Consider the following 20,194-nt stretch of genomic DNA (forward strand, 5'->3'; position numbering starts at 1 on the left):
CGTCCCCAATCGGGCTTGTGGAGGGCCCGGCTCCAGTTGATATCCGCCGCGCTTATGCACGGCGGGCCCGGCGCAATCAAGAGGCATGGTCACGCGGGCTGGAGGAGATCCCACCTATTGCCGAAGGGATCGACGAAGACGGCAACGGTTCCGTAGACCTCATGGCGGGGCGCCTCGAGGAACGTGACGCCTGCGGAAAGCATGGCGGCGTGATCGCGGCTGAAGTCGTCGGTAAAGAGAAAGAAGCCGACCCGCCCGCCGGCCTGATTGCCGATTGCGGCGCGCTGCCTTTCGCCCTCGGCCCGGGCGAGCAGGAGAGCGGTCTCCGCCGCACCTTTCGGCCGCACGACGACCCAGCGCTTGCCGCCGCCGAGGTCGCTATCATCGAGGAGGTCGAAGCCGAGCTTGCCGCAGTAAAAGGCGATGCCCTCGTCGTAGCCGGGCACGACGATGGCGACACGGGCAATCGACTGTCTCATTGCCGATCCGCCCCTTCGCTCGCCCGCTCGACGGACGAGGCCGATGCCCCCCGTTTGACGCTGCGGCGGACCATCGAGAGGCTCGCGCCGCCGATCCCGAACGCGACCGCGAAATAGATCGCCATCGCGACGGCGATCAGGCCGCAGAGGGTAAGGGCGCGGGTCGCAAGCGGTGCGGCGGAAGATAGCGGGAAGGTGAGCCAATCCACGGCAACGTATAAGGCGGCCGCCATGACCGAAGCGGCGATCACCAGCCGGGGAATCCTCGTCAGCAGGGGAATATCGCGCCCCCAGTGCCCGCGCCAGACGAGCGTCGCGAAAAGAAGCAAGGCGTTCACCCAGCCGGCGACGATTTCGGCCGTCGCGATGCCGCTTGCGGCAAGCGACGGAAAAAGCGTCAGCGCCAGGGAGACATTCACTGCCACGGAAATCCCGGCGAAGATCATCGGCGTGCGGGTGTCCTCGCGGGCGAAGAAACCGGGAATGAAAGCCTTGATCAGCACGAAAGCCGGCAGGCCGAGGCCGTAGATCGCCAGGATATGCCCGACGACGACGGTGGATTCCGGCGAGAACTGGCCGCGCTCGAAGAGGAGCCGGACGATCGGCTCCGACATGACGAGCAGCGCCGCGGCGGCGGGGAGCGTGAGGAACAGCGTGAATTCGACGGAACGGTTCTGCAGGTTCGCAGCCTCGTTGAGGTTGCCGCCGCGCAGAGCGCGTGCAAGCTCGGGCAGGAGCACGGTCGCAACGGCAATGCCGACGACGCCGAGCGGCAGCTGATAGATGCGGTCGGCATAGACGAGCGACGAGACGGCGCCTTCCTTTGCAGAAGCGATATTGGTGTTGATCAGGAGGTTGATCTGGGTGATGCCGCCGGTGATCGCCGCGGGAAGTGCCAGCACCAGCAGGCGCTTGACGTTCGGCGTCAGCCGGGGCCGGCGAAAGCCGATCCGGATCCCGGCATTGCGCACCGCGACCCAGACGATCGCCAGTTGCACGAGGCCCGCGGCCAGCACCCCCCAGGAGAGGTCGTAGCCCACCGCGACCGCATCCTGGCCGCTGTACCAGGCGTAGGCCAGCACGGCGATCAGGATGAAGTTCAGGAAGACCGGCGCGATGGCTGCGGCGAAATAGCGGTGCAGCGAATTGAGCATGCCCGCCATCATCGCCGCCAGCGACATGCAGGCGAGATAGGGAAACATGATCGTCGCGAAGGTGACGGTGCTTGTGAATTTCGCGGGGTCGTCGGCAAATCCGGGAGCGATCAATTGCCCGACGATGAAAGGCATCGACAGTTCCATGGCGATCGTCAGCAGAAGAAGAACGGTGAAGAGGACGCCGAAGACCTCCTCGGAAAAGCGCCGGGCGCCGTCCATGCCGTGCGCCTCGATCTCCTTGGCGAAAAGCGGCACGAAGGCCGAATTGAACGCCCCTTCGGCAAAAAGCCTGCGGAAGGTGTTCGGCAGCCGGAAGGCGGTGTTGAAGGCATCGGCGACCGGGCCGGTGCCGAGTGCGGCCGCCATGAAGGTTTCCCGGATGAAGCCGAAGAGCCGGCTTCCGAGCGTTGCGCCGCCGACGGTAGCGAATTTCTTGACCAGACTCATGTTTCGGCTTTTGTCGTTTTGGAACCGTGGGGTACACGGGACACAGGGGTCGGCGCAATGATGCCGGAGGGCATGCGCTCGCGCGCTTCGTCCACCTCGCCCGCCAGCACCGCCTTGAGGCGCGCTGCGATGTTCATCTGCCGGTTCTCGCTGGTGATCTTCGAGCCGACCAGGTCGGTGACGTAGAAGGTGTCGATCACCTTTTCGCCGAAGGTTGTGATGTGGGCCGACGCGATGTCGAGCGACAGGTCTGACAGCACGGCGGTCACTTCGGAAAGCAGACCGGTCCTGTCGAGGCCCTCAACCTCGATGACGGTGAACTTGTTCGACAGCGTATTGCTGATCGTCACCTCCGGCGTCACGGTGAAGGCCCTGCTGCGCTTCTTCACACGCGTCCGGCTGGCGATCACCTCGGGCAGCCTCTTGCGGCCGGAGAGCACGTCCTCGATCAGCTTGCCGATACTCGCTGCCCGGCGTGTTTCGTCCTCGGCGACCGAGAATTCGCGGTTGACGAGAATGGTATCGAGCGCCCGGCCGTCCGACGTCGTGTGGATCTGCGCGCCGACGATGTTGGCACCCGCTGCGGCGCAAGCGCCGGCGATGACGGTCAGCAGGCGCGGATGGTCCGGCGACAGCACCGTGATTTCGGTGATGGCGTGGAAATCATGGGTGCGAACCATGGTCGCGAGCGTCCTGCCCGCGCGGTCCGCTTCGCGGATGAAGCCTGCATGGCGCACCTGCTCCTCGAGCGCCACGGTCAGGAGATAGGGCTGGTAATGCAGCCGCACATAGGCCTGGCGCTCCTTCTTGGGCCAGTCGGCGAGCGCCTCCTCCAGCATGTGGGCGGCGTGCTTCGCCCGCTCCTTGCGCGACAGTTCCGAAAAACCTCCCGAGAGCAGAAGCTCGGTCTCGTAGTAGAGCGTGCGCAGGAGCTGGCCCTTCCAGCCGTTCCAGACGCCGGGCCCGACGGCGCGGATGTCGCAGACGGTGAGGATGAGCAGCATCTTCAGCCGTTCGAGGGATTGGACCCGTTCGGCGAAATCGACGATGGTCTTGCGGTCGTTAAGGTCGCGGGTCTGCGCGACCATCGACATGGTCAGATGTTCCTCGACCAGCCAGACGACCATTTCGGTCTGTTTCGGGGTCAGCCTGAAGCGCGGGCAAAGCTTTCGCGCGACCTTGGCGCCGGCCACCGAATGATCTTCGGGGCGCCCCTTGGCGATGTCGTGCAGCAGAACGGCGACGTAGAGGGCTTCGCGGTCCTCGATGCCAGGCATCAGCATCGCCGTCAGGGGATGCGCCTCCTCCTCCAGGCCCCGCTCGATGCGGGAGAGGACGTCGACCGAGCGAAGGAGATGCTCGTCCACCGTATAGTGGTGGTACATGTTGAACTGCATCATCGAGACGATCTTCCCGAATTCCGGGATGAAGCGGCCGAGCACCCCCGCTTCGTTCATCCGGCGAAGGATCAGTTCCGGATTGCGCCGCGAGGTGAGTATAGACAGGAAAAGCCGGTTGGCCTCTTCGTTTTCACGCAAGTGCGGCGTGATCAGGCCCAGGGAACGGGTCACCTGCTTCAGCGCCGCCGGGTGGAATTCGAGCCCGTTGATGTCGGCGATGTGGAACAGGCGCATGAGGTTTACCGGGTCGCGCTTGAACACATCGGTGCCCGCAAGTGCGATGCGCCCGCCGTCATCGACGAAATCGAGCGTGCCCGCGATCTTGCGGACGCGATTGCGGAAGCGGCTTATGACGCCCGTGATCCCGGGCGTGTCCTTGGCCTGCTGGTCCTCCAGCGCCGAGCAGAAGATGCGGGTCAGGTCGCCGACGTCCTTGGCCACCAGGAAGTAGTGCTTCATGAAGCGTTCCACCGCCGAGAGCCCGGGGTGATCGTGATAGCCGAGCGCCTCGGCGATCTCGCGCTGGATGTCGAATGAGAGGCGCTCCTCCGCCTTGCCGGTCAGGAAATGCATGTGGCAGCGCACCGCCCAGAGAAAATCCTCGGCCTTCTGGAAGAGCTTGTATTCCTGCTTCGAAAGCACGCCGAGCTTGACCAGATCCGCAGAGTCCTTGACCCGGTAGAAATACTTCGAAATCCAGAAGAGCGTGTGCAGGTCGCGCAAGCCGCCCTTGCCTTCCTTGACGTTCGGCTCGACGAGGTAGCGCGTGTCGCCCGCCTTGCGATGGCGCTCGTCCCGCTCGGCGAGCTTGGCGGCAATGAATTCCGGACCGGTATTGCGGACGATCTCATGGTCGAAGCGCGTTTCGAGTTCGTTCGCCAGAGCCGCGGACCCGCAGACATAGCGGCATTCGAGGATCGCGGTGCGGATGGTCATGTCCGCACGCGACAGGCGGATGCATTCCTCGATCGTTCGCGTTGCGTGACCGACCTTGAAGCCGAGGTCCCAGAGGATATAGAGCATGAATTCGATCGCCGGCTCCGCCCAGACCGCTTTCTTGGCGGGCAGGAGGAAGAGGAGGTCGATATCCGAGCCGGGCGCGAGCGTTCCGCGGCCGTAGCCGCCGACGGCGGTGACCGCGATGCGCGAAGCCTCGGGGGCCTTCGCGGCGTCGAAAACCTGGTTCAGCACGAAGTCGTGCAAAAGGGTAATCAGCTGGTCCTGAAGCCAGGAGATGCGCTCTGCGCATTTTATTCCTGCGCCGTCTGCGGCGAGCAACTCGCGCGCCTTGGCGCGGCCCGCGACATTTGCCTCCTTGAAGGCCGCAAGCAAGGCCCGGCGCATCGGTTCGCGCTGTTCGGCATGAGCGGAGGCGATGAAGTCGCACCTGGCCCGAAGCGCCGCCACGTCCAGGATTTCGGGAAAGGAGGTTTCGTGTCTGGCCATGAAGTGCCGAGGGGCGTCCTGTCCGACTTAGATCATTCGTTGCAAGCGCCGCTGTATAGCCCTTTTGCCGGCCGAATGACAGGGGAAATAGCCGGGCGAAATCAGCGGTTGGAAAGCTCCTTCTTGAGCGCGTAAAGCGCGTCGAGCGCCTCTCGCGGCGTCATGTCGTCCGGGTTGAGCGCCTTCAGGGCCTCCTCGACCTTCGAAGGACCCGACGATGCCCTCGCCGCCTCCTCTCGCCGGACGGCAACCTGGAACAGCGGCAGGTCGTCGATCAGCTGGCTCGCCGGATTCTTGCGGTCGGCATCCTCGAGCTTGGCAAGCACATCCCTCGCGCGGGCGACGACCGACGCCGGCAAGCCCGCAAGGCGGGCGACCTGGATGCCGTAGGAACGGTCGGCGGCGCCCGGGCCTACCTCGTGCAGGAAGATGACGTCGCCGTCCCACTCCTTGACGCGCATGGTCGCGTTCGACAGCCGCACGAGCTTTTCGGAGAGAACCGTCAGCTCGTGGAAATGGGTCGCGAAGAGCCCGCGGCAGCGATTGACCTCGTGCAGATGCTCGACCGCCGCCCAGGCGATCGACAGGCCGTCGAAGGTCGCGGTGCCGCGGCCGATCTCGTCGAGGATCACCAGCGAGCGGTCCGTCGCCTGATTGAGGATCGCCGCCGTCTCGACCATCTCGACCATGAAGGTCGACCGCCCGCGGGCAAGATCGTCCGAAGCGCCGACGCGCGAGAAGAGCCGGTCGACCACGCCGATATGCGCGGCGGCCGCGGGCACGAAGGATCCCGTCTGGGCCATGATCGCGATCAGCGCGTTCTGGCGCAGGAAAGTCGACTTGCCGCCCATGTTGGGCCCGGTGAGGAGCCAGATCGCGCCGCCCTGCTCGCCGTTCGGCGGAGAAAGATCGCAGCCGTTGGCGACGAAGGGATTGGCAGCCTGGCGCCGCAGGGCCTGCTCCACGACGGGGTGGCGTCCTCCGTCGATCGCGAACATTCGCGAGCGGTCGACCGTAGGGCGCGTATAATTCTGCTCCTCCGCAAGCACTGCGAGCCCGGCCGAGACGTCGATCGTCGCGAGCGCCAGCGCTGCCGCCTTGATCGCCTCGGCCTCGGCGACCACCTCGCGCGTCATGGCCTCGAAGGTCTCGAGCTCGATCGCCAGCGCCCGGTCCGCGGCATTGGCGATCTTCGTTTCGAGCTCGGCAAGCTCGGTCGTGGTGAAGCGCATGGCATTCGCCATGGTCTGGCGATGAATGAAGCGGGCGCGGCCGGCGTCGGTGTCGGTCATCGATCCGGCATTGCCGGCGGTCACCTCGATGAAGTAGCCGAGCACGTTGTTGTGCTTGATCTTCAGCGACTTGATGCCCGTCTCTTCGCAATATTGCAGCTGCAGCCCCGCGATCACGCGGCGCGACTGATCGCGCAGCGCCCGCATCTCGTCGAGCTCGGCGCTCGCGCCCTCGCGGACGAAGCCGCCGTCGCGCTTCAGAAGCGGCAGTTCCTCGGCAAGGGTCGCGTCGAGGCGCGCGAGCAATTCCCCCGGCAAGGCCGCGATCGCATCGCGCGCTTCGGTCAGTTCCGCCGAGAGCTCGGCGCCCGAGAGGAGCGCCGATATCGCCGCCGCGGCCCGCATGCCCGCCTGGATGGCACCGAGATCGCGAGGGCCGCCGCGGCCGAGCGCGAGCCGCGACAGGGCCCGCGGCATGTCCGGCGCCCTGCGAAGCGCGTCGCGAACATCCGTCGTAAAGCGCGGCTGATCGGCCAGCACCTCGATCGAATCGAGCCGCTGGTTGATCCGCTCCGGGTCGGTCAGGGGCGACATCAGCCTTTCGGCGAGCAGCCTGGCGCCCCCGCTCGTCATCGTACGATCGAGCGACTTGAGCAGGCTGCCGTCGCGGGAGCCGGAAAGCGTCTTGGCGAGTTCCAGATTGGCGCGGGTCGCCGGATCGATGAAGAGTGTCGAGGCGGCGCTTTCCCTTTCCGGAATGCCGAGCGCCGGGCGCTCCTGGAGCTGGGTCTTCTCGACATAGGAGACCGCCGCCGAAGCGGCCGCGAGCTCCGCGCGCGAGAAGCTGCCGAACCCATCGAGCGTGCCCACGCCGTAGTAGCGTGAAATGCGGCCCTCCGCCGTCGCGCTGTCGAAGAGGACGGCCGGCTGCGGCACCGCGACGCGCCCGAGCACGTCGAAGACGGCCCTGAGATCCGGATCGTGAAAGACGGTGTCGGGCAGGATCAGCTCGCGCGGTTCGATCCGCAATATGTCGGCAAGCAGGCGGCTCTCCGCCGTCTCGGCGAGGCGGAAGATGCCCGTCGAAATGTCGATCCAGGCAAGAGCATAGGCCGGCTCCGAGCCGCTCCTGATGCGCGCCAGCGCCATCAGATAGTTCGATTCCGAAGGCGAGAGCAGCTTGTCCTCGGTGATCGTCCCCGGCGTCACCAGGCGCACGACATCGCGGCGCACGACCGATTTGCTGCCGCGCTTCTTCGCTTCGGCCGGGTCCTCCACCTGTTCGCAGACGGCGACACGATAGCCGGATGCGATCAGCTTCTGCAGGTAATCGTCGGCCGCATGCACCGGCACGCCGCACATCGGAATCTCCTGTCCCATGTGCTGGCCGCGTTTCGTCAGCGTGATACCGAGCGCACGCGAGGCCTCGACCGCATCCTGGAAGAACAGCTCGTAGAAATCGCCCATGCGGTAGAACAGGAGCGAATCCGGATTGTTCGCCTTGATCTCGATGAACTGCTCCATCATCGGCGTGGCAGTGGAGCGGCTCTCCTCGCTTGCGAGATCGGACACGGAAAGGACGTCGCCCGAACGGTTCGATGCATCCATCAGGAAATTCATGATTGTTCCAAAAAAAGAGATGTCACACTATCCGCAAGCATTTATAGACGACAACAACAAAGAGGCTGACCAGGAGGGTCGCCCACAGGAGGTTGAGGAAACATGCCGGGTATCGACAAGACCGACCGCGCAATGACCAGCGTCACGGCGCAGGAAGCGCTCGATTTTCATTCTCAAGGTCGCCCCGGAAAACTGGAAATCTCGCCGACCAAGCCGATGGCGACGCAGCGCGACCTTTCGCTCGCCTATTCGCCCGGCGTCGCCGTTCCGGTGAAGGCGATCGCCGACGATCCGGCAACGGCGTACGACTACACGGCGCGCGGCAACATGGTTGCGGTGATTTCCAACGGTACGGCAATCCTCGGCCTCGGCAATCTAGGCGCACTCGCCTCGAAGCCCGTCATGGAGGGCAAGGCCGTCCTCTTCAAGCGCTTCGCCGACGTCGATTCGATCGACCTCGAGGTGGATACCGAAAACGTCGACGAATTCGTCAACTGCGTCCGCTTTCTCGGCCCTTCCTTCGGCGGAATCAATCTCGAGGACATCAAGGCCCCGGACTGCTTCATCATCGAGCAGCGGCTGCGCGAAGTCATGGACATTCCCGTCTTCCATGACGACCAGCACGGCACCGCGATCATCGCCGCGGCAGGCCTCGTCAACGCGCTGACCCTGACCGGCCGCGACTTCAAGACGGCCAAGCTCGTCTGCAACGGCGCGGGCGCGGCGGCGATCGCCTGCATCGAGCTCATCAAGGCGATGGGCTTCAACCCGGAAAACATCATCCTCTGCGATACCAAGGGGGTCATCTACAAGGGCCGTACCGACGGCATGAACCAGTGGAAGTCGGCGCATGCGGTCGAGACCGACCGCAGGACGCTCGCCGAGGCACTTGACGGCGCCGACGTGTTCTTCGGCCTTTCGGCCAAGGGCGCGCTTTCCGCGGACATGGTCCGCTCCATGGGCGCACGGCCGATCATCTTCGCCATGGCCAATCCCGATCCGGAAATCACGCCCGAAGAAGTGGCCCTGATCCGCGACGACGCGATCGTCGCGACCGGCCGCTCGGACTATCCGAACCAGGTCAACAACGTTCTCGGCTTTCCCTATATCTTCCGCGGCGCGCTCGACGTGCGCGCTTCGACCATCAACGACGCGATGAAGATCGCCGCGGCGGAAGCGCTCGCCAATCTCGCCAAGGAAGACGTTCCGGACGACGTCGCCGCTGCCTATCAGGGAAACCGGCCGCGCTTCGGGCCGCAATATATCATTCCCGTCCCCTTCGATCCGCGCCTCATCTCGGCGATCCCGATGGCCGTCGCAAAGGCAGCTATGGAGACCGGCGTCGCCCGCAAGCCGATCGAGGACCTCAAGGCCTATGGGCAGCAGCTTTCGGCGCGGCGCGACCCGATCGCCTCGACGCTGCAGCGCATCGTCGAGCGCGTTCGCCGCAAGCCGAAGCGGATCGTCTTCGCGGAAGGCGAGGAAGTGCAGATGATGCGCTCGGCGATCGCCTATGCCAACCAGCAGCTCGGCACGGCGCTCCTGCTCGGGCGCGAGGAAGTGATGCGCGAAACCGCCGAGCGCGAAGGCATCGACCTCGACCGCGCCGGCATCCAGATCGTCAATGCGCGCCTGTCGAAGCGCGTCGGCGCCTATACCGATTTCCTCTATTCGCGCCTGCAGCGAAAGGGCTATCTCTTCCGCGACGTGCAGCGTCTGATCAATACCGACCGCAACCATTTCGCCGCCTCGATGGTGGCGCTCGGCGATGCCGACGGCATGGTGACGGGCCTTACGCGCAACTATTCGACCGCGCTCGAAGACGTGCGCCGCTGCATCGATCCAAAGCCCGGCCACCGGGTGATCGGCGTGTCCATTGCGCTCTGCCGCGGCCGTACGGTGCTCGTCGCCGATACCGCTGTGCACGACATGCCGACCTCCGAGGAGCTGGCGGATATCGCCGAGGAAGCGGCCGGCCTCGCCAAGCGGCTGGGCTACGTGCCGCGGGTGGCGATGCTCGCCTATTCGACCTTCGGCCACCCTTCCGGCGAACGCTCGGAGCGGGTACGCGAGGCGGTAAAGATCCTCGACCGGCGCCGTGTGGATTTCGAGTATGACGGCGAAATGGCCGCCGACGTGGCACTCAATGCCCGGGTGATGGAGCAATATCCGTTCTGCAGGCTTTCCGGCACCGCGAACGTGCTCGTCATGCCCGCGTTCCACTCGGCCTCGATCTCGACGAAGATGCTCCAGGAACTGGGCGGCTCGACCGTGATCGGCCCGCTGCTGGTCGGTCTCGACAAGTCGGTCCAGATCGCCTCGATGTCGGCAAAGGACTCGGACCTCGTCAACCTGGCCGCGATCGCGGCCTATAACGCGGGGACGTGACGCGGGTCGGCGGAAAGCCGGAAAACTGCCGGCACTTCGTCTGTTGCCGCGTCGCCAGGCTATCGTCTCACCGTCATTCCTGTGCTTGTCACAGGAATGACGGTGAGACGGTTGGAGCAAGCCTCAAGATCGCGCGAGCGCTCATAAAACAAGAGCCCGCTTCCCGGGAACGGAGGCGGGCTCAATCTATCATGGCTGACCAATTTCGTTCGTGATGAAAATTCGAGATTTGCTCGCGGAGCCTACCCTCGCAGGCAGAGCGGCGAATGTTCTCCTTTATGGTTCAATATGCTTCCGTCATGAAAATTCGAGGTGCAGCGATAGACAATCAGGATACCGGCGAGGAAAAGCGCCCCGCATCGGCGCCGTAATAATTCAGATAACGGCCGGAAATTTTGCCGATCGGCAGGACGATCAGCACGTCGGTGGTGCGGAACGCTTGATCGACCACAGCCCCGTCGCCGACCATTGCACCGAGCCGCATATAGCCCTTGATCAGCGGCGGCAGCGCCGCGAGCGCCTTCTTCGGGTTGATCGCCTCCGGAGGCATCAGGTCCATCGTCCGGTAAAGCTCCGGCCGGGCGGAAACCGCCCACTCGTCCCGGACCCGGACGTTATGATGCAGGAAGGAGAGCGCGAGCGCGTGCTCTTCGGGAACCACGCCCGGAAACGAACCGCAGCCGAACATCGCATCGATCCCGTGCTTCAGCGCATAGGCCCAATTGCCCTGCCACAGCAGCTCCACCGTGCGCTTGGTGCGATATTCCGGCAGCACGCAGGAACGTCCGAGTTCCATGAAGCGCTTGCCGGGATGACGCGAGAGAAGTTCGCCTATTGCAAACTCCGAAGCCGAGTAGAAGCCGCCGGTCCGCTCGGCAACGTCCTGGCGCAACAGGCGGTAGGTTCCGACGATCTGCTCCTCGGCATCGCCCTCGATCGAGGTATCGAGCACCAGCAGGTGGTCGCAGATCGCATCCCAGCTGTCGATGTCGCGCTTGCGTCGGCCGGCTTCGGGGGCCACCTGCGCCTTCATCTCCTCGACGAACACCCGGTAGCGCACCGCCTGCGCCGCATCGATTTCGGCTGCCGATCGGGCAAGGCGGGTCTCGAGATTGGCGATCCGTCCGAGAACATCGCTCGCCGGAGCCGCAACTGCCTTGCGGATGTAAGCATTGGAGGTGTCAACCACGCCCATCGAATCCAGAAGTTCGATCGTCATATCGTGTCATCCCGAACCGTCATTGCTGCCGGGCTTAGACCACGTTTCTGCAACAACATAGTGACACCAGGGCAGTATACAACCCCGACCCCGGCCCGGTGCCCCGAAGCGTGGGATTCTATTTTGCAACGGGGTCCATGAGGCGGGTGACTTCGGCAAGGAGCCGCTGCGGGTCGGCGGGCTTCGCCAGCACGGCGTCCGCTCCCGCGGCTCTAAGGCGCTCATCGAGATCGCCGCGCGCATCCGCGGTCAGGACGAGCACCGGCACCCGCCGCCTGCCTCCGGCCGCCTCCGCTTCACGTAGACGCCGGAGCACGTCGAGACCATCGCCGCCCGGCATGTTGAGGTCGGTGACGATCAGCGGCGGCGGGGCGGAACCGGCCGAGCGGAGTGCGGCTTCGAGCGCCTTGAAGTCACCGACATGATCGACGGCACGCCCGGCACGGCTGAGAACCGACCGCAGGACGAGTGCATTCACAGGGTCGTCCTCGGCAAGCAGGATGCCGCGAACATCCGCCGTCATCACCGTCGCTGTCGGCTCTTCCCGCAGCACCGGTCTGTTGTCGTTGATCGCGTCGCGTTTCTCCATTCCTCTGAGCCGCCCGAGCAGCACCTCGACCAGCGATCTCTCGCGAAGAGGGCGGATCAGCCAGGCCTCATAGCCGCCGAGCCGGCTCACCGGATGGCTTGTGCGCTCCTCGGGGCTGATGAGATAGGTTCTGCGCAAACGCAGGCCGGCGATCGCCGGCTCGAGAGCAAGAAGCTCGCGAAACTGCCCCGCATGGCGGTGATCGACGATGACATCCGTCAGCGGCAGCCGATTGCCGAGCGCGCCGGCGACGACCCGTCCCGCGACGGCAAGTGTCGAAGCCCGATGGCACGTACCGCCCAGCGTCTCGATCGTGGCGGCAAGCGCGGCCGAGGAGGGCCCCTCGGGCGCCATGACAAGCACCTGTGCGCCCGCCAGAATGCCGCGCCGGACGGGAACGCCCGGGAGACCGGCGCCAGCCATCGGGAACCGGATCTCGAACCGGCTTCCCTTGCCGGACATGCTCGTGGCGGTCAGGCTGCCGCCGAAGGCCTCCATGATCCGCCGCGATATCGCGAGGCCGAGGCCGGTGCCTTTGGCACGCTGGGCGTCGTCGCCTGCCTGCTCGAACTCCTCGAAAACGCGCGCGAGCTCGTCGGCGGACATGCCGGGACCGCTATCGTCGATCCGGATGCGCACGGAGCCGTTCTCGATATCGACGGAGACGAAGACGCCGCCCTTCTCGGTGAATTTCACCGCGTTGCCGACCACGTTGAACAGCACCTGGCGCAGGCGCGCCGCGTCGAAAAGCATCCGCTCGGGTACCTCGATGGCGACCGTCGCACCGATCTCGATGTTCTTCTCGTGTGCGCGGGGCGACAGCATCTCGACCACGTTCTCGACTGTCTGGCGCAGATCCTCCTGCGACGAGCGCAGCTGGAACCGTCCGACGGCAAGCGACGAAAAATCGATCAGGTCCTCGACCAGTTGAACCAGGGTGTGGCCGGACTGCTGCATGCCGGCGAGATAGTTCTTCTGCTCTTCCGACAACCCCGTCTCGGCAAGGAGCCGGCTCATGCCGAGGATGCCGGAAAGCGGGGTACGGATTTCGTGACTGACGGTGGCGAGCAGACGGGACTTCGCCCGGCTCGCCTCCTCGGCGCGCCGCCGCGCCTCCTCCCTCTGGCTTGCCGCCAGCATTTCCTCCGTAACATCGCGAGCGATGCTGTGGCGCATCGGTCGGCCGCGCGCCGGGTCGCGGACAAGCACGTCGTGCCAATCGTAGAGCCGCGTGCCCGAGGGCGTACAGATATGGACAAAGTAGCGGTCTGGGCCCGTCTTCGGCTCGAAGCGCAATCCCAGCTCCGCGCAGGTCAGCCCCCGCGCGTCCGCGCATCCGCAAAGCTCATGGAAGGCGCCATTGGCCTGCATGATCCTGCCGTCAAGGTCGCGGACGATGGCGAGGTCGCCCATGGCGTCATGGATCGTCGCAAGGAGCGCCGCGGTTTCAATGCCATGCCGTGCGGGGTCCTGCGCAGTCTCGCCGGCGCCGGCAACCCGCTTCCCGGACGCCTCGTCGCGGCCGGACAATAGCAGGAAGGCGCCGGCCAGGCCCCCAGCCGCGATGATCGCCGGCAGCAGGTGCAGACCCGCGCCCGCACCGACGGCAAGGAGCAGCATTGCCGCAACGATGCCGGCGAGAGCATAGGCGACGCGCGCGCCCCCTGCCGAAGGGTCGCCCAACGGCCGGCGCTGCCGGATGACGGCGGCGCCGAGCTTCACCGCGGGCGCCGCTGATGCGGTCCTGCCGGCCCCCGACCCCATGCCCGCGCCAGCCCTCATACGCTCTCGAAACATCCGCTCGCTCATGCCCGCGGCCTAGGACCTGTGGACACTTATGGATAGGGGTTTGACGGCCCATATTGCGAGGGACTTTCGTGGAAAATCCGGCGCCGCAGGCCGTCCGCCTGCAAGCCGGATTTTTCGCGACAAGGCACCGCAATATGGGCCGCCCGAAGGGTTTTGCACAAATCGCCCACTGCCGGCGGCTTTTCCCTTGCAAAGGGGGCAACCCTTTGCTGCGGAAAAATCCTTGGCATTGACCGATTTGTGCAAAATCAAACCCCTATCCATAAGTGTCCACAGGTCCTAGCACGGCAAGCCTTCCGAATGCCTTCAGCCGACGCCTAAAGTTTTAGCGAACGCTCCTTTTTCGCCTGCAGCAGTTCGTCGAAAATGATCGCGCCGGCGCCGACAGTGATGAAACTGTCCGCCAGGTTGAAGACGGCAAAGGACCAGGTGGCCGTGTAGAACAGGATATAGTCGATGACGTAGCCGAAGAGCAGCCGGTCGACGAGATTGCCGAGCGCCCCGGCAATGATCATCGCATAGCCCAGATGGGCGAAGAAACGGTCCTTCGGCGTGCGGCGCCACAGCCAGAGCACGAAGGTGACGACCGCCAGCCGGATGCCGACGATGAACCACCCCTCCATGCCCGAGAGCATCGAGAAGGCAACGCCGTAATTGTAGGTTCGGTAAAGGGCGAGCATCGGCATGACCGGCACCCCCTGCTGGAAGGGCAGATACGCCTCCACCAGATATTTGATGAACTGGTCGGCGGCGAGCGCGATCAGAATGAAGAGCGCGATCGGGAGCGGCCGCGAGAAAAGTGTCTGCTCCTGCCTCATCGGCCGCCATCCAGAGACAGGAGATGGCGCCGCGCCTCGAACAGCATGATGCCGGTCGCGATGGCGAGATTGAGCGAATCGGCACGCCCCGCCTGCGGAATGCGGGCGAGTGCGCCGGCCTCGCGCGCGAGTTCCACCGGCAGGCCCGCCTGTTCATTGCCCATCAGAAGCACGACCGGCTTCGATTTGTAGTCGATCGTGCGATAGTCGACGGAACCCGCCAGGTGGGTCGCGACCACCTGAACGCCGGCCGCTCTCTGCCAGCGGATGAAATCCTCCGTATTCGCCCGCGCGATCGGTATGGCGAAAACGGAACCCATGGTTGCCCGCACGGTCTCGAGCGAAAAGGGATCGGTGGTTTCGCCGACCAGGATGATCCCGGAAGCGCCGGCCGCGTCGGCGGTGCGGATGATGGTGCCGAGATTGCCCGGGTCGCGCACGCGGTCGAGCGCCACATAGGTCTCGCCCTCCTGCGGATGAATATCCCTGAGCGGAGAGTAGCGCTGCTCGAAGATGCCGACGACCATCTGCGGATTGTCGCGCCGTGTGATGGTGGAGATCACCTTTTCGTTGACTTCGAGGACGAGCCCGCCTCTGGCGACCGTTTTCGCGGCCACCTGCTCGACCTGAGGCTTGCCCTTCGCCGCCTTGGCATAGACGAGCGTCTTGATCTTCCAGCCGAGATCGAGCGCGTCGATGACGAGCTTCAGCCCCTCGGCCATGAAGGAGCGCGTCTCGTCGCGATGCTTCTTCTGCGTCAGCGCCCGGATATCCTTGACGATCGGATTGGTGAGGCTGGTGACCTCCTTCACCTGCCCGACGCGTGCCGTGCCCGTGCCGTGGTCGCTTCTGTCGTTGATCATTTCGGTACCCAGCGGCTGAAAAGGGAGGTGGAGAGTGCGCGGCCCGGTGCAGTGCCGTCGAGGCCGCCCTCGCGGATGATGAGCTCGCCCGATTCCACCCGGCCGCCGCGCCCGCGCATGGTCTCGCGCATGAGCTCGTGGATCGAATAGAAGCTCGCCCGGATCGAATAGGCGGTGAGCACGAGGCCCCGGGCGTCCGGCGACAGGATCTCGCGGCAGATGTCCAGCATTGCTGCCAGGTGATCGAACAATTGCCATACTTCGCCGTTCGGACCGCGGCCGAACTTCGGCGGGTCGGTGAGGATGATGTCGTAACGGCTGCCGCGCCGCTCCTCGCGTTGGATGAACTTCATGGCGTCGTCGCAGATCCAGCGGATCGGCAATTTCTCGGCGCGCGCCAGGACCTGGTTCTCGCGCGCCCAGCCGATCGCCTTTTTCGAGGCATCGACATGGGTGACCTCGGCGCCCGCCTTGGCGGCGATCAGCGACGCAACGCCGGTATAGCCGAAGAGATTGAGAACCTTCAGAGGCCGTCCGGCTGCGGCCACCTGGTCGCGCATCCACGACCAGTGGGCGAGCTGTTCGGGAAAGACGCCGACATGGCGGAAGGAGGTGAACCGGCCAAGGAAATCCGTATCGAGGAGCTGCATCGGCCAGGTCTCGCCGAGCACCTCGCCCGGGAAACGCCAACGGCCCATGCCGTCCTCTTCGGTATCGCCGGTAAAGACGGCATCGGCCCGCTCCCATATCGATGCCGGCAGGGCCTTCGGCCAAAGCGCCTGGGCCTCGGGGCGAACGATGCGATAGGGACCGTATTGTTCGAGCTTCTCCCCATCACCGCTGTCGACCAGGTGATAACCGGCAGTAGCGGCGGTCTCGAGGATCAGCGGCACCCTCTCGGCCGGCTTCTCGCCGCTTCTCGGCTCGATGCGCCGCGTCGGAGCACTCTCCTGGACGGACGGACGCTCGCTCTTCCGCGGCGCCGCTTTCGGCGGCGGCCCTCCTGCCGCTGCCTTGGGCCCGGTCTTCGTCCCGGGTCCGCCCTTTGCCGGCGGCAGCCCTTGCTCGTGGCGGCCGCCGCGCGCCTCGGCGCCCCGGCTTTTAGCCGCCGTCACCGATGCGTTCTTCGATCGCCGGTCTTTTTCCTTCACGCGCTGATCCTTGGACTTCGTTCAACCATTCGGCGCAGCCACTCTCGACCGGTTTTCCCGCGCCTTCGCCACATCCGTAGCATGTTCAGCCTGCAAATAGCATCGCCGGTGCTCTTGGCAAAGCCGTTTCCGATTGCGAAGATCGCCGGCAAGAGTGGACGGGAGGACCGGCATGAATATGAGCGGAGAGGAACGTATCGCGGCTGACCGCGACGCGGTTTGGCGTGGCCTGAACGATGCGGACATTCTGAAGCGATGCATTCCCGGCTGCCAGTCTCTTGAATTGATATCGCCGACCGAGCTTGCGGCCGTGGTCAAGATCAAGATCGGCCCCGTTTCCGCATCCTTCAACGGCACGGTCGTTCTGTCGAACCTCAATCCCCCCGCGAGCTACACCATATCCGGCGAGGGCAAGGGCGGAATAGCAGGCTTTGCCAAGGGCGGCGCCGACGTCACGCTACTGGACGAGGGCGCGGAAACCGTGTTGCGCTACGACGTCAAGGCGGAGATCGGCGGCAAGCTTGCCCAGCTCGGCTCGCGCCTCGTCGATTCGACGGCGCGCAAGCTCGCCCAGCAATTCTTCGCGGATTTCAACCTGGCCGTCAGCGGCGAGGCCGAGGCGGCGAGCTGAGGTCTCGCAACGCGTTCAGCAGCGATCTCAGCCTTGCGGCGCAGGCAGGCTCGCTTGCGTCGCCAGTTTCTCAGCCTGGCCGCGTTGCTTTTCTGCCTCGCGATGCCATTTCAGCGCCTCGTTGGCCTCGTTGCGCGCCCGACGCCGATATTTCCCCTGGGTGAACCAGGTCACGGCGGCGCCGAGCACGAGACCGATAATGACGGCGAGAAAGAGAAATACGAAAAACGGAGCCGAGATCGAAAGCACACTGTCGGCGGGATTGAACGGGTTCAACGCAAGGGTTGCCGTCTGCCGGTTGGCTACGCTCAGGACGATCAGCAGGACTCCGAGCGGCACGAAGACGACGATATTGATGAGTTTCTTGAGCATGCACCCGCTCCGACCAGAATGTTAATGCATGTCGCCCGGGAATCTGGGGCGGCTTCGCGACAACGACATGCATAGGAATAATGACATAAAGCGGGCCGTCCTGTTTCGAGGCGGAGAGCCGCACGACGCGCGGATCTCGGCGCCCGCGCGAGAGGCGCCGATTCCTGTGCGCCTCGTTCGTCAGTCGTCTTCGCCGTTATTGTTGTCGTTCATGCCCGGATTGAGCCGCTCACGCAGTTCCTTGCCGGTCTTGAAGAAGGGCACCCACTTTTCTTCGACGAAGACGGAATCGCCGGTGCGTGGGTTGCGGCCTGACCGTGATGGCCGGTTCTTGACCGAGAATGCGCCGAAACCGCGCAGCTCCACCCGATTTCCGGCAGCAAGCGCGTCCGTGATCTCATCGAGTACCGCATTGACGATATTCTCGACATCGCGGTGATAGAGATGCGGATTGCGCGCCGCCACAATCTGCACCAGCTCTGACTTGATCACGTTCGCCCCCTCGGTTTTTTTGCTTGTTTTGTCTGCGTTTGTGCATTCGGGAAGGCTCGCCTGGAGCTACGGCCTCGTGACGCGGCTAGCACACGTGCTTTCCTCATTGCCCTTCAACCTGCCAAACCGAAACAAGACCGTCAAGAAACAACTTGTCCAGGCCGGTCCTTTCGAGGCTCTTCATCGTCGGAAAAGCCTCATATCCCAACGCCTTGACCGATTCGGCCAGGAGCGATCCGAGGCCGAAGGACAGCGTGCCGCTCGGTGCTTCCCAGTCGAGGACGGGAAGGTCCTTCGAGACCTTCCGTTCGGCCAGGAACGCCCGGATTTCATCATCGCCGCCGAGCTCGTCGACGAGTTTGCCTTCCAGCGCCTGCCGCCCGGTGAAGATCCGGCCATCCGCAAGGGCGAGCGCTTCCGGCCGCGGCAGTTTGCGCCGCTCGGCCATCAGATCGACGAACCATCCGTAGCTGTCGTCGATCATTGCCTGAATCATTGCTCTCGCCTCGTCGCTCGGAGGATGAAACGGCGACGGTTCGGCTTTGAGAGGCCTCGATTTTATCGATTCGAGCGACACGCCGAGTTTGTCCATGAGGGTCTTGACCTGCGGATACTGGAAAATGACGCCGATGGAGCCGGTGATCGAGGTCTCCCCGGCAACGATACGATCGCCGGCAAGGGCGATCAGGTAGCCGGCCGAAGCGGCAAGCGTGCGCACATCCGAGACCACCGGCTTCTTCTCGGCAACCTTGCGGATGGCCTTGTAGATGACTTCGCCGCCATAGGTGGTGCCGCCCGGTGACGAGATCGTCACGATCAGCGCCTTGACGGACTGGTTGTCGGCGATCCGCTCCAGCCGCTCCACCAGCTCCCGGTCGTCCTGAATAAGGCCTGTGACGGCGACGCGCGCGACGTGATCGCGCGCACGCTCCGTTACGTCGCCCCAGCCCGAGAAGGCAAACAGCGCGAGGCCGCCGGCGACGAGGACGGCCGCCGCCGCCCAACGCCAGAAGCTCAGCTTTCTGCGCAGGCTGCGGCGGTCGGCAATGGCGAGTTCGTCCATGGGTGTCTCCGATTTTTGGTAAGGGGGTTCTGTCAGTTTCCCACGGAACATGCTATCTGCCTCAGCCGCGGCAAGCTAGGGTAGTCTGCAAGGCGGCGCACGGGAATAGGCGCCGGGCCGACGCGAGTTGCTGCATGAAACCCCTTGGGGTTTGACGCGGCATGGAGTAGAGCATGCCCGGCGGAATGGAATATTGCGGCCGGATTGTCTTACAACGCAAAGTTTGCGCCGCTCCATTGCCGGGCGGCAGCAAGATAACCATATTCGCCGTGGCTTACGCCGATGTATGTATATGTGTCCCTCGGACTGCCCGAGGTCAGACGAAACTGACAGGCTCTTGATGCTGAACGAAGCCCGATCCCCCGCAATCTTTGCCGATGTGGGTACGAGCTCTGCCGATGCCTATGCTTCGGCGGCGCGGCATTCGGCGCGCGTAAGGCGCCTGAAAGTCATGCTGCCGCTCATCGCCGGCGCGGTTGCGCTGATCTTCGTCGCCGTTTCCTTCGTGCGCGCTTTCCTGCCCGAAGAGCTGCAGCTCGAGACGGCGACGATCGAGAACGGCAAGATCGTCATGCAGAATCCCGCGATCTCCGGCCGCAACAAGCAGGATATCAGCTATTCGATGAAGGCCCAGCGGGCGCTTCAGGATATCGCCAATCCGAACCTGATCACACTCGAGACCATTCACGCCGAGATGCCGGTCAACGATACGCTGATCGCCACCGTCGATGCGACGAGCGGCATTTACGACCGAGGCGCGAATACGCTCGACATGAACGCACCGTTCACGATTTCCATGAATAATGGGGTCAATGCCGACTTCCAGTCTGCCTATCTGGATATCAATGCGGGCGAAATGGAGACGAAACACCCGATTGCCATCAGCATGAAGGGCGGATCGATCATTGCGCAGAAGCTGCGAATGACAGATAAGGGACGTGTCGTAACATTCGAAGGCATGGTAAGGGTCAATATCGAACCCAGCGCCATTCGCAAAAACGCCAAATAACAGGACCCC

General features: G+C 64.3%; 15 protein-coding genes. 3 read left to right on the forward strand and 12 right to left on the reverse strand.

Translation table 11 applies throughout. From position 1 onward, the window contains the following. Positions 1 to 89: 89 nt before the first annotated feature. The 4 genes from M1D34_RS13630 to mutS form a co-directional block, all read right to left on the reverse strand. Positions 90 to 479: a VOC family protein gene (locus tag M1D34_RS13630; RefSeq protein WP_498779463.1), complete on the reverse strand. Its 390-nt coding sequence runs from the start codon at positions 477 to 479 to the stop codon at positions 90 to 92. Next, positions 476 to 2,083 carry a murein biosynthesis integral membrane protein MurJ gene (gene murJ / locus M1D34_RS13635; RefSeq protein WP_498779465.1) on the reverse strand — a complete coding sequence of 536 codons (1,608 nt, stop codon included), beginning with the start codon at positions 2,081 to 2,083 and terminating at the stop codon, positions 476 to 478. Before murJ ends, M1D34_RS13630 begins: the two co-directional genes overlap by 4 nt. After that, a complete protein-coding gene (locus M1D34_RS13640; protein WP_003527696.1) occupies positions 2,080 to 4,929 on the reverse strand; it encodes a [protein-PII] uridylyltransferase in 2,850 nt (949 codons plus the stop codon). The genes murJ and M1D34_RS13640 overlap by 4 nt, the downstream gene beginning before the upstream one ends. Positions 4,930 to 5,030: 101 nt before the next feature. Further along, positions 5,031 to 7,781 (reverse strand): DNA mismatch repair protein MutS, encoded by a 2,751-nt coding sequence (gene mutS, locus M1D34_RS13645; protein ID WP_153314990.1) that lies wholly within the window; start codon positions 7,779 to 7,781, stop codon positions 5,031 to 5,033. A gap of 102 nt (positions 7,782 to 7,883) precedes the next feature. Between mutS and M1D34_RS13650 the strand changes: the two genes are divergently transcribed. Next, entirely contained in the window at positions 7,884 to 10,169 is a 2,286-nt protein-coding gene (locus M1D34_RS13650) for an NADP-dependent malic enzyme (protein WP_498779468.1), read from the forward strand. 328 nt (positions 10,170 to 10,497) lie between these two features. Here M1D34_RS13650 and olsB read toward each other — a convergent pair whose 3' ends face one another. The 5 genes from olsB to M1D34_RS13675 all read right to left on the reverse strand — a co-directional run bounded on the left by olsB (position 10,498) and on the right by M1D34_RS13675 (position 16,618). Next, entirely contained in the window at positions 10,498 to 11,388 is an 891-nt protein-coding gene (olsB, locus tag M1D34_RS13655; protein WP_010968546.1) for a l-ornithine N(alpha)-acyltransferase, read from the reverse strand. A 118-nt stretch (positions 11,389 to 11,506) separates the two neighbouring features. Further along, entirely contained in the window at positions 11,507 to 13,786 is a 2,280-nt protein-coding gene (locus M1D34_RS13660; RefSeq protein WP_498779471.1) for an ATP-binding protein, read from the reverse strand. 317 nt (positions 13,787 to 14,103) lie between these two features. Then, positions 14,104 to 14,604 carry a signal peptidase II gene (gene lspA / locus M1D34_RS13665; protein ID WP_498779473.1) on the reverse strand — a complete coding sequence of 167 codons (501 nt, stop codon included), beginning with the start codon at positions 14,602 to 14,604 and terminating at the stop codon, positions 14,104 to 14,106. Beyond that, complete coding sequence (locus M1D34_RS13670) at positions 14,601 to 15,467, reverse strand: TrmH family RNA methyltransferase (protein WP_003527709.1); 867 nt, start codon at positions 15,465 to 15,467, stop codon at positions 14,601 to 14,603. The genes lspA and M1D34_RS13670 overlap by 4 nt, the downstream gene beginning before the upstream one ends. Continuing rightward, positions 15,464 to 16,618, reverse strand: a complete 1,155-nt coding sequence (locus M1D34_RS13675; protein WP_010968543.1) for a class I SAM-dependent methyltransferase — start codon at positions 16,616 to 16,618, stop codon at positions 15,464 to 15,466. Before M1D34_RS13675 ends, M1D34_RS13670 begins: the two co-directional genes overlap by 4 nt. Before the next feature lie 172 nt (positions 16,619 to 16,790). Between M1D34_RS13675 and M1D34_RS13680 the strand changes: the two genes are divergently transcribed. Then, on the forward strand, positions 16,791 to 17,249 hold the full coding sequence (locus M1D34_RS13680; protein ID WP_003527711.1) for an SRPBCC family protein: 459 nt from the start codon (positions 16,791 to 16,793) through the stop codon (positions 17,247 to 17,249). Positions 17,250 to 17,276: 27 nt separating this feature from the next. Here the strand turns inward: M1D34_RS13680 and M1D34_RS13685 are convergent, their stop codons facing one another. The 3 genes from M1D34_RS13685 to sppA form a co-directional block, all read right to left on the reverse strand. After that, positions 17,277 to 17,621, reverse strand: a complete 345-nt coding sequence (locus M1D34_RS13685) for a DUF1049 domain-containing protein (protein WP_003527712.1) — start codon at positions 17,619 to 17,621, stop codon at positions 17,277 to 17,279. 180 nt (positions 17,622 to 17,801) lie between these two features. Next, positions 17,802 to 18,113 carry an integration host factor subunit beta gene (locus M1D34_RS13690; protein WP_003527713.1) on the reverse strand — a complete coding sequence of 104 codons (312 nt, stop codon included), beginning with the start codon at positions 18,111 to 18,113 and terminating at the stop codon, positions 17,802 to 17,804. A gap of 103 nt (positions 18,114 to 18,216) precedes the next feature. Further along, positions 18,217 to 19,176 carry a signal peptide peptidase SppA gene (gene sppA / locus M1D34_RS13695; protein WP_498779478.1) on the reverse strand — a complete coding sequence of 320 codons (960 nt, stop codon included), beginning with the start codon at positions 19,174 to 19,176 and terminating at the stop codon, positions 18,217 to 18,219. Between the two features lie 340 nt (positions 19,177 to 19,516). Here sppA and lptC point away from each other — a divergent pair, with 340 nt between their 5' ends. Then, positions 19,517 to 20,185: an LPS export ABC transporter periplasmic protein LptC gene (gene lptC / locus M1D34_RS13700; protein ID WP_003527716.1), complete on the forward strand. Its 669-nt coding sequence runs from the start codon at positions 19,517 to 19,519 to the stop codon at positions 20,183 to 20,185. Positions 20,186 to 20,194 lie beyond the last annotated feature (9 nt).

This window comes from Ensifer sp. D2-11, assembly GCF_054161295.1.